At 59.3% G+C, this 10,059-nt stretch carries 9 protein-coding genes and 1 pseudogene; 6 read left to right on the top strand and 4 right to left on the bottom strand.

The window, feature by feature from the left end:
* Positions 1-539, top strand: a pseudogene (locus tag WBG04_RS00420) (hypothetical protein); the annotation flags it as partial.
* Between the two features lie 126 nt (positions 540-665).
* Here WBG04_RS00420 and WBG04_RS00425 read toward each other — a convergent pair.
* A complete protein-coding gene (locus tag WBG04_RS00425) occupies positions 666-1,127 on the bottom strand; it encodes an iron-sulfur cluster assembly scaffold protein (RefSeq protein WP_424312354.1) in 462 nt (153 codons plus the stop codon).
* A gap of 62 nt (positions 1,128-1,189) precedes the next feature.
* Positions 1,190-1,969: a DUF4328 domain-containing protein gene (locus WBG04_RS00430; protein WP_424312355.1), complete on the bottom strand. Its 780-nt coding sequence runs from the start codon at positions 1,967-1,969 to the stop codon at positions 1,190-1,192.
* Positions 1,970-2,086: 117 nt separating this feature from the next.
* Here WBG04_RS00430 and WBG04_RS00435 point away from each other — a divergent pair, with 117 nt between their 5' ends.
* The 5 genes from WBG04_RS00435 (at position 2,087) to WBG04_RS00455 (ending at position 7,043) form a co-directional block, all read left to right on the top strand.
* Positions 2,087-3,580: an FGGY family carbohydrate kinase gene (locus WBG04_RS00435; RefSeq protein WP_424312356.1), complete on the top strand. Its 1,494-nt coding sequence runs from the start codon at positions 2,087-2,089 to the stop codon at positions 3,578-3,580.
* Positions 3,580-4,257 carry a lysophospholipid acyltransferase family protein gene (locus tag WBG04_RS00440; protein WP_424312357.1) on the top strand — a complete coding sequence of 226 codons (678 nt, stop codon included), beginning with the start codon at positions 3,580-3,582 and terminating at the stop codon, positions 4,255-4,257. The genes WBG04_RS00435 and WBG04_RS00440 overlap by 1 nt, the downstream gene beginning before the upstream one ends.
* Positions 4,254-5,126 (top strand): bifunctional methylenetetrahydrofolate dehydrogenase/methenyltetrahydrofolate cyclohydrolase FolD, encoded by an 873-nt coding sequence (gene folD / locus WBG04_RS00445; RefSeq protein ID WP_424312358.1) that lies wholly within the window; start codon positions 4,254-4,256, stop codon positions 5,124-5,126. Before WBG04_RS00440 ends, folD begins: the two co-directional genes overlap by 4 nt.
* A 351-nt stretch (positions 5,127-5,477) precedes the next feature.
* Entirely contained in the window at positions 5,478-5,717 is a 240-nt protein-coding gene (locus WBG04_RS00450; RefSeq protein WP_424312359.1) for an ArsR/SmtB family transcription factor, read from the top strand.
* Between the two features lie 777 nt (positions 5,718-6,494).
* Entirely contained in the window at positions 6,495-7,043 is a 549-nt protein-coding gene (locus WBG04_RS00455) for a hypothetical protein (protein WP_424312360.1), read from the top strand.
* Positions 7,044-7,147: 104 nt separating this feature from the next.
* Here WBG04_RS00455 and WBG04_RS00460 read toward each other — a convergent pair whose 3' ends face one another.
* Both WBG04_RS00460 and WBG04_RS00465 read right to left on the bottom strand, forming a co-directional pair.
* The gene (locus tag WBG04_RS00460) at positions 7,148-7,900 is read right to left on the bottom strand and encodes an RNA ligase family protein (RefSeq protein WP_424312361.1); all 753 of its coding nucleotides are present in this window, start codon (positions 7,898-7,900) and stop codon (positions 7,148-7,150) included.
* A 536-nt stretch (positions 7,901-8,436) separates the two neighbouring features.
* The gene (locus WBG04_RS00465) at positions 8,437-8,901 is read right to left on the bottom strand and encodes a hypothetical protein (RefSeq protein WP_424312362.1); all 465 of its coding nucleotides are present in this window, start codon (positions 8,899-8,901) and stop codon (positions 8,437-8,439) included.
* Between the last annotated feature and the right edge of the window lie 1,158 nt (positions 8,902-10,059).

Raw genomic sequence — 10,059 nt, forward strand, 5'->3', positions numbered from 1 at the left:
ACGGTGCGGAAATTTTCACCGCGATCGAGCTGGCGACCGAGTGGTTGTTGCGGGGTGATTGCGAGCTGTGCGTGGTGGTGGCCGGCGAAGAGGTCGATTGGTTGAGCGCCGAAGCGGTGGGTTTGCATTCGGAGCAGTTGATTCCTTCCGAGGGCGCAGGTGCGATCATTCTCGAAAGGGACGGGAAGGGGCCCTTGCTGCAAGCGGTTCCGGACCCGGTGACTTATTCGGAGATATCGGATCGGGCGGAAGCTTTGAGGAAACTTCGTGGTGAGCTATCCGCCGATGATGGGCAGACTTTACTCGTGGATAGTCGCAGTGGGATCGATTGGATTGATGCGATCGAGAATGTGGTGTTCGGCGATTGGAAGGGGCCGCGGATTTCGACGAAGGAGATACTTGGGGAGGCTTTGGGAGCTTCGGCGAGTCTGCAGTTGGTGGCTGCGGTGGAGATCCTGAAGGCGGGTGAGGCGGAGAAAGCGATGGTGACTTCGCTTGGGGCGAATGAGCAAGCTGCTGGGTGTTTGTTGGGGCGGTAGGAGGCGCTTTTTCAGGGTTTGTAGTTCCGCTTTTAAGCGGTGGGTTGGGGCTGCTTTCCTCTGATTTGGCTCGGAGGGACCATTCGACCACCTGAAGGTGGAACTACGAACGCTTTTTGGTTTTGCTCAATCGAGGGGGACGATCTTGATGGTGCCTTTGGGCTTTTGCATCTCGGAGGAAAGTGTCGGTGCGAGGTTTTCTGAGGGGGTGTCCGATGGTGAGCCATCGAGCGCGTTCTTGAGCGCGCCTTCGACCAGCTGGCCGCAGTGGATTTTCATCGGCGGCAGCGGGCCCAGGTCGCCGGTCAGTTCGTTGGCGGAAAGGTCGCGCGCCTCTTCGGCGGTCTTGCCTTTCAGCAGTTCCGTTGCCATCGATGCCACGGCAATCGCGGTCTGACAGCCGAAGGATTGAAAGGACGCGCGATCAATGACCTTCTGCCCGTCTTTCTCGGTGAACTTCAGCCACATCCGCAGCATGTCGCCACAATCCGGTGAGCCGACGGTGCCAATGCTGTCCGCGTCCGACATTTCGCCCTGATTCTTGGGATTCGAAAGGGCGTCCCGGACCTTGTCTTCAAATTCACTCATGCCGGGATGATGGACGAGCTTCCGCAAGGATCAAGCCGTCGCTCATCGATCCTCCATCCCGCTCAATGCGAGCGCAGTCGATCCGTGCTTTTCTCGGTCTCGATGCCGGCGCGCTCGAGCTGACCCCGGGTCATGTCGCGCACGAGCTGAATGGCCAGAACCGTGAGCACAATGCTCACCGGGAGGGTTGCCAAATCGAAGACCGAGCTGGTGATGTAGCTTTCCACCGTGTCGGCCTTGTTTCCAAGGCGGAAGGAGATCTGGCCGATGACTGAACTCAGAATCCAGGCGGTCCACCAAAAGGGAAGAATACTGCGCAGGAGCGATGCGTCGGTGGCATCCCGGATCTCGCGCATCGCGGTGTAAGGTTTCCAGAGATTGATGATCGGAATGAAAAAGTAGCCGACCGCCCAGCCGGGCGTGATCGTCATGGTCCTTTGGCCCGATTGATGGGCAAATAGCCAGGCGTTCTTCGAGCTGCGGATGATCCACTTGGAAAAGGCGACGACGGTGACCAAGTAAAGGATCAGCCAGAGGATGGCACTGCCGCCGATGGCGAGAAGCAGCCAGCTGTGCGTCTCACCTTCAAGGTAGGCGTCGGCCCCGCCGGACTTCAAAAGGCTCAATTCGAATCCCGAGACGATGGCGATGATGACTTCAAGGATGGCGCAGATCAGAACCAGTCCGACGACGACACGGGAAAGCCCAGCGGTGTTGATGAAAGGGCCGTAGGGACCTTGCCGTTCCCTATCAGCACTCAGTGGCGGCGGAATGAGGGAAGCACTGGGCGTTTGATAGGGGTTGGTCGCGGTTCCAGGCAGACCTTCCTCGTTTGCTGGCATGGTCATGGAAAGACAGCTGGGCGTCGGCATGTCGAGCCGAAAGCAGGGCCGCTTGATAGCCGGAGCTTGCCATCGGGGGAGGGGTTGCGGAGTCTGCGTGTGTTCACATCGAGCCGCATGCACTTTCTCGGAATCGACATTGGTCACGAAGCCACTCGCGTGGTGGCGCTGGATCTGGAGGCGGCCACGCTGACGGACGAGGCCAGTGCCCCGCATGCATGGATTGAAGGACTGCCGGATGGCTACCGTGAGCAGGATCCGACTTCATGGATCGCGGCGGTCGATCATGCGGTGCGCGAGGTCCTCGGCGGGCTCGGTGAAAAACGGGCGGATGTCGTCGCCATCGGCCTGACCGCTCCGGCAGGAGGCATGGTGGCGCTGGATCAGGAGAATCGAGTCGTCCGGCCGGCCAAACTGGGCTCGGATCGATCAGCCCAACGCCAGGTCGAGGAACTCGGCCGCGCCTTCGGGGCGGCTCCGGGGATAGTCGAGCTCACCGGCAATGTGCTGGATGCAGGATCGCTCGGCGCCCAGGCCTTCTGGCTCAAACAGCACGAGCCGTATCACTTTCAAAGAACCGCACGGCTGATGGCTCCTCAGGATTTCATCGGCTATTGGCTGACGGGAGAGGCGGGGACCTCGGCATCGACGGCGGCCACCTCCGGGTTTTTCTCGGTTCCCAAGCGGGCCTGGTGTCAGGAGCTGGTGGAGTTTGTGGATGGACGGCTGGGGGAGATGCTGCCTCAGGGGATTGCTCCGGGGCAGCCGCGGGGGATGCTACGGCGGGAACTGGCACGGAATTGGGGTCTCTCGGAGACGGTGCTGGTGGCATCCGGATCAGGGCGGGTGGCGGCCTCGATCTTCGCCGCCGGTGCAGCCCTGCCCGGGCACGTGGTGGCGGACCTGTCCGCCGATGGGGCGCTGGTGGCTATTTCAAAAGGGAGCTTGGTGGACTTTCGAGGCGAAGGCTCGGTGGGCTGCGATCTGGCGGGCAATGGTTTCACCAGGATGCCGATGAACAACGTCGTCGCGGCGCAGGAACTCGTCCGGCGGCACTACGGCTGGTCGACGCCAGAGGTCGAGGCGGCCCTCGCGGCAACCCGGCCGGGAGCTGGCGGACTACTATTTTTGCCGTACTTGCGCGGCGAGTCCGTGCCGAGATTGCAGGAGGGGACCGGGGTTCTCCATGGAATCACGCTGGATAATTTCACTTCAGGAAACTTCGCGCGTGCCGCGGCCGAGGGAGTGGCACTCGGCTTCGGCTATGCCATGAGCCGTCTCCGTGACATGGGTTGCGAACCTTGCATGGTGCGTCTGACACATGATTCCGGTCCTCAGATGAATCAATTGCTGGCCGATGTCTTCGGCGTGCCGGTGGCACCAGTCTCGGGAAATGGCGGCCCCTTGCTTGGCGGCTTGATGCAGGCGGCGGTGGCGTTTTTTCACCAGAACGGCGAGAATCTCGGCTTCGATGAGATCGCAGGCTACATCGTCACCGTCGATGAGGAGTCACGCTGCCAGCCCGATGCGGGTCGGCACGAGTTCTATCAAAAGCTGCTCGCCCGTCAGCAGTACTTGGTCGAGACCCTCCACTCGGGAGGATTCCTGTAATGGCCGGAAGTTCCGAAATACGCGAGAGCCGGAAATCGACCCTGATCGGCACCTCAGCCGGATGGGTGATGAAGCTGCTCTGCGCGACACTGCGCTTCGAGGTCGATGACCGCTGTAGGATCGGCGACAAGGGAAGCCTGCCGGAGCCGGTCATCTACTGCCTTTGGCACAACCGGATTTTCACGGTGCCGAGGGTTTGGCAAAAACTCTGCAGCGCACATCGCAAAGCCGTCGTGCTGACCAGCGCGAGCCACGATGGGGCGATGCTCGCCCGCGCCGTCGGCGTGTTCGGAATCGGCTCGGTCCGCGGATCATCTTCGCGGCGTGGCGTGGCGGCGCTGGTGGCCCTGCGCAAGGCGCTGCGCGAAGGGGTGGATGTCTGTCTCACGCCCGATGGCCCGCGCGGGCCGCGCTACGTGCTTCAGCCCGGGGCGGTGAAATTGGCGCAAGCAGGTCAGGCGGCGATCATTCCCATCCACGTCGAATACAGTTCCGCCTGGGTGCTCAGGAGCTGGGACCGATTTCACGTGCCGAAGCCTTTCAGCAAGGTGCGCGTCATTATGGACGAGGCGCTTGCGGTTCCCGCCGAGCTTTCCGAAAGTGAGTTCGAAGACTGGCGCCTGCGGATCGAATCCATCCTCCGGGCAGGCGTCGAAGATATCCCCGATGAAGCATGAGTAATCTGATTGATGGCAAGGCAGTGGCAGCGGCAGTTCTCGAGGAGTGCCGGAACGAAGTGGTGGAGCTGAAAGCCCAAGGCGTTTCCCCGGGACTCGCCGTGGTGCTCGTTGGCAGCGACCCGGCATCACAAGTCTATGTGGGATCGAAAGCCAGAACCTGCGAGGACCTCGGTATCTTTTCCCGCAAGATCGAGCTCTCTGAAGAAACGACTCAGGACGAACTGATCAAAGTCGTCGACGAGCTCAATGCGGATCCCGCGATCCACGGCATTCTTGTGCAGAGCCCGCTGCCGAATCATATCGATGAAGAAGCCGTGATCCGGACGATCGACCCACGCAAGGACGTGGATGGATTTCACCCCGAGAGTGTCGCCAAGCTGGCGCTCGAGGATTCCAGCGGCTTCGTGCCGTGCACGCCGGCCGGCTGCATGCGTTTGCTGAAGGAAGCCGGTGTCGAAACCAAAGGAGCGAATGTGGTGGTGATCGGACGAAGCATGATCGTTGGCAAGCCGATGGCCTTGCTGCTGATGTCGAAAGGTTCGGATGCCACGGTCACCGTGGCTCATTCACGCAGTCGGGACTTGCCGGGGATTTGCCGTCAGGCCGACATCGTCATTGCTGCGGTCGGTCGTCCCGAAATGGTGACGGCGGATTGGATCAAGGAGGGCGCGGTGGTGATCGATGTAGGAGTCAACCGCGTCGACGATGCGACAAAGAAACGTGGCTATCGTCTGACCGGTGATGTGGCCTTCGAAGAAGTCGCCTCGAAGTGTGCCGCCATCACGCCTGTTCCCGGCGGAGTCGGCCCGATGACCATCGCGATGCTGATGAAGAACACCCTCAAGGCCGCACGCCAGTTGGGCTAACACCGGGGAGCTCCGGACAGTGATGGTTCCAGAGTAGATCTGCTGGGGTGCTCCACGCCTTTGAGTGCTTTGAGCTTCGGGGAACAGGGGTCAGGATTCAGGGGTTAGAAAGGCAGAAGGGCAGCGCGAACGAGCCGGCCCCATCGCTTCTTACCTTTGGGCTTCCAGATGTTCCGATTTACGACCGAAAAACTGAAGCACCGAAAAACTGAAAACCCGGCCGCTGGGGAGAAGCGACAGGGCAGGAATGCCCTTGCTCCCTTTCGGCGGAAGCCCCGAAACACTACCTCCCGGAAGTGCAACGCGCGGGAGTTTCGGGTTGGCAAGGTCCTGCCGGTCATCAGTAGTACTGTGCGTTGGGCCATTTTGCGGGAGCTTGCCAAAGGTCAGTCGCTTCCCGTGGTTGAGATTGCCAAGCGGCTCCGCACTGCGCCATCTGCGATCTCCAAGCACTTCAGCGTGCTCTACCACAGTCACATCGTGAACAATGAGCATGGCCGCTATCGGATCGCCCCCGGCCTGCTCTCCGCCGACCGGCAATCCCTCGACTTCGGCTGCTTCCTCATCCGCCTCGACCGCCTGCCCAAGTAGACCCGTCCGTGGACTGCAGCAGCCTGCTGCCGCTGTTCCGTGAGACAGCCCTGCTGTTTAAGCGCAAGGGAGCAAGGGCATTCCTGCCCTGTCGAGTCACCCAAAGAGCTCACCCCACCCAACCAGCCTTGGTAAACGCAGGTCGGAGGTCAGAAGTCAGAAGTCAGAAAACCGGACCGCGCGGCGCGGCCGCGCCCTTGGAGGTGGCACGCCCCCGTGCCGCAACCCTCGAAGCCCGCCTCTCCCGTGAAAACCGATCGCTGGCCAGTGCTCCTGTTCCTTCACAAAAAACGATCGAGCGGTCCACAGCCCACCCATAAGCCAATCGCGTGGGGCGAAGCCCTCGACGCGACGACGCCCACCCCAAGATGCGGGGATTTGCAATCCCCGGGCAACCCCGTGCCTTTTCCCTTTCACCCCTCACTCGCCACTCAGGACTCGGCACTACGAACCTCTCCCACCAACCAACCCCAACGGGGTTGCGCCCTAGCCGTATGAATCCCAGCAGCCGGACCCAAAACCTTCAACCTTGGAAAATGGAGGATGATCGTGACCCAGCTGAAAGGGTTTCCCGGCCCCCATGAGGAGCGCCTTGGACGGTTGATATCAGCCCCCTCGGCTCAAGCCGAATCCCGCGACCAAAAACACGCTGATATCAACGGTCGAGCGGAAGAAATCCTTGTAGCACGCGGCTTTCCCGCCCTAGGCTCCTACAATGTCATCCCGGATATCAAGGTCTGAGGTGTTGAGAATAAAGACTGTTCTGCCGGAAAAGCCATGCCGCGAGCTTTCACGATTTGCACCACAGCGCTCTTTCTGGCGATCACGTCAGGTTGCAAGGAAGAAGCCGCCAACCATCCAGATTCCTTGCGAATCGAGGTCGGGGCAGATTCGATCACTGAGTTCCGTGATTTGCTCGATGCGGTCAGGGTACTACTTGGCGACCGTGAGGATGTGCTTATCAGGCTGGATGGCCCGGATGACCTGGGAATGTGGTGCAGATCTGTCAGAGGGTTCCCAGGAGAGCCGACATTGGTTCATATTTCACCAGAGAGCATCGCGATCGGCAGTGGGCCAGCTCGCCAAGAGGTTACCCTCGCGCGCCTTAGCGAGATGCTTGCCGGCATGCAGACCGCAACGAGCGACGAGACAGTAAGTGGCGTGCTTTTGTATGCCGACGAGAACGTCTCTCGGGAGTTCGGATTGACGGTTCTCGCGGCCATGTCAGACGCTGGAGTTCACTCCTTCATGTTGTGGACGGACGATGTTACCGAGGTTTCTGGGGACACCCCGCGCAAGAAGCCGGCGTCCCCAACCCCAAAATAGAATGGCAGAACAAGCCGGAGATGGCGACACCTTACAGCGGCCTTGTCGCAGACTGGTTTTGGTGGTTCTATCTGGCAACGGGAATCGGTCCGCCGCCATGAGGGTCAGTGCGCCATTCCTCTGACGTTAGCCGGAGAAGGATGCCAGTTGTAGATCGGTTCGCGCTCGATCCCGCCAACTCCGTTCAGATACTTCCCATCCACCTTTTCAGGGCGGACGTATTTCCCGAGGAAGTCCACGACTCCTTTGCGCTCCATGCGCCACACCGCGCCTTCCACATCCTCAAGCGCACCGTGGCCGGACGGTTCTAGTATCGCCAGCATCGCCTCGATACTCAGCGCACCGCCGACGTGGATCACGCGAGGCGTGATGATTTCCACCGCCGCGCATCGGCTTGCTACATCGGCAGCCATGGCGCGGGCGTTGCCCGTCAAGATGTCGAAGGCCACGAACGGTTCATGGGGGAGGTTGTAGCGCGTGCCATGTGCTTCCATCAACCATTCGCCGCTGACTCGCTCTCCGGGTTGCAGCAGTGCTGCGAAGCGCGGGCGGTGGCTGTCCACCCATCGGGCGAAGTGGTGGTGTTGCTCGTAGTTGCTCCCATCGGCGCGGTATCCGGCGCGGATCAGTGCCACGATTTCGCCGCCGATGTTTGCTACTGCCACATTGCTCCCGTCCAGCTTTTCTTGGACGGTTATCAGGTCGTGTTTATCGCGGGTTTTCTCGGTGAGCAGTCGGGCTTGCTGGTCTGACATGCCTTTGTCGGCTGGGCCACGGCGCGAGCCTGGGAGATGAGGGATGCTTCCATAGGCGCGTTGGCCAAGAGGCTTGTCTGGTTTGGTGTATGTCGTTTCCATAATCGAAGAAGGCTAACAAGACGGTCATCCCAACGGAGACCCGCCGTGCTGTTGAGTTTTAGGGTTGTTTGTGGGTTAAGTGAGTATCGGGCTGGCGTTGTCGGTCTCCGTGGGATACCTAGACGTTCTGAGAAGAGCAGGAGAAGGGAGGCATCACCGAGAAGTCCACGAAACGCGGATCTCCAGACTCTGGGAAGAGCATCGTGCATGCAATCCTACCGTGCTCGCGGAGTTGTATCTCCGGGTGCAGCGTGAGCCCAGTCCGTCCGGCGATTTGGTGCGCGAGCTGCGACGGCGAGCTGTTGGGCTTCTCGACCCATGGTATTGCAATCACGTCTAGGTCTCTCGTCATTGATCCGTGGACAGCTATCGCGTAGCCTTCCGAACGCGCGATACATCGGGCCTTGCTCACGAATCGAGCATAGTCCGGGTCCATTATCCCGTAGTCCGCCAAAGCCCCGCAGTAGGAGCATCGACCGTCTTCGTGATCGTCAGGATTGATTGGGGTCATGCAGTGTGGACAGTCCATGGTGCGCCTATGCTTGGTTGTTCTGAGAATCAGATTGGTTGAAGTGAAGCCTGACCACCACGGCCATAAGAAGCACGTCAATCAGACCCCAAAAGCTCATCAGTATTACGATTCCGGCAGAGGCTAGGGCCGCACTTCCGAATCCTAATAACCAAGCCGTAAAAGCGAATAGGACTAGCGCCCACTGGTATGAGCACACAATGTTCGCCAGGCGGAATCTGTTTGCCCAAACATCTAACGGTTCAGGGAGACGGGAGTTGGACGATTGCACCTTGGAGCCAATCCTGTCGATTGCCGCAATCCCCTGAATCAATCGCGTTTCGGCTTCGCACCATGACGGTTGAGCGGAGTCTTTAAGCTCTCTCACTCTTGCTAAATCGGCCTCAAGTGTAGATTTCTCTAGGTGGCACTGCACTTGCGCTTCGATGATTTTCGTCAGCTTTTCAGTATTTCGTTGTTTCAGCGTTTTCATAATTCGGGCAAATCTCAGAACAAGAAGATGCAGGCGACGGGTATAAGCTCATTTGTCAGGGCGGGCGTCTGCGTCCCGCGCCTGATCTACTGCGTTCGCGTCAGAATGGATCCGGGATTGCATGAGTCATCGCAGTTAGGACACGTTCTGTTAGATGCGTCGCGGACTATCAGGCGTCTATTGAGTTCGGCGGATCAGCGTCATGCGGACCGGGTGAGCATTTGATCGAGCGTGAGGCGGGAAGCCAGCGCTTGCGAGAGGCCCGGTGAGCTGCGGTGAGCGGAGCCGAAGATCGATTCGGGACGGATGAGTCGTGGTGAAGCCCCCCGTGGTGCGTCTCCGCACGCTCTGATGACAACACCGAGAACAAGCGGAGCCACAACGAACCGAAAAACGCGAACAAGACGAATCAGGCGACCCCTTTAAGCGGCCTTGTTACGTTTCCGTTTTGGTGATTCAATCCGGCAACGAGAATCGGTGCCGCCGCCATGAGGGTCGGGATCGCCTGTTCTTTGACGTTCGCTAGAAAATGACCAGGATTTCCGCGACTCTGGCGATCTGTTTCGGAGTGTTTCTTATCCTCAGAGCAGTTGGAGGATTTACTGTCGGAGCCCACGTGTCTTCACCGGGCTCTGGCGGGTGGATGACGTTGCGTATTTCCCCTGCGCTGGCGCCTGATGAAGTGATTTTTCGTGGGCCTTATTCTGTGGAGCTAGGCACTCACAATCGAGAATTCGCTGCCCGATATGAAGGAGAAGTTGAGGAGTATAGGCGACGCTTGAAATCTGTATATACCTACGTCCACAGGTCAAATCTTCTGCTTGGCTTGTCCGGGTTCCTTTTGATTGGCATGGGGATTTACCAGCGGCGAATCCATAGAACTCTTGGCGTATCCATGAAACCGAAGAAATAAGCGAACAAGCCGAAGATGGCGACCCCTTACAGCGGCCTTGTTACGTTTCCATTCTGGTGATTCAATCCGGCAAAGAGAAGCGGAGTCCCGCCATGAGGGTCGGGATCGCCATTTCTCAGACGTTCTGCAAAAATCAATGGGCGAGCGCCGCGAGACATACGCATACCTGTGGATCGATGGATTTCAGTGTGATCCATCAGAGATCACAGCGCTAATGCAACTTGAGCCCATCGAGACTCGTAAGG

Origin of the sequence: Haloferula sp. (assembly GCF_049672945.1) — a bacterium.
In the GTDB taxonomy this organism is placed as follows: domain Bacteria; phylum Verrucomicrobiota; class Verrucomicrobiia; order Verrucomicrobiales; family Akkermansiaceae; genus Haloferula.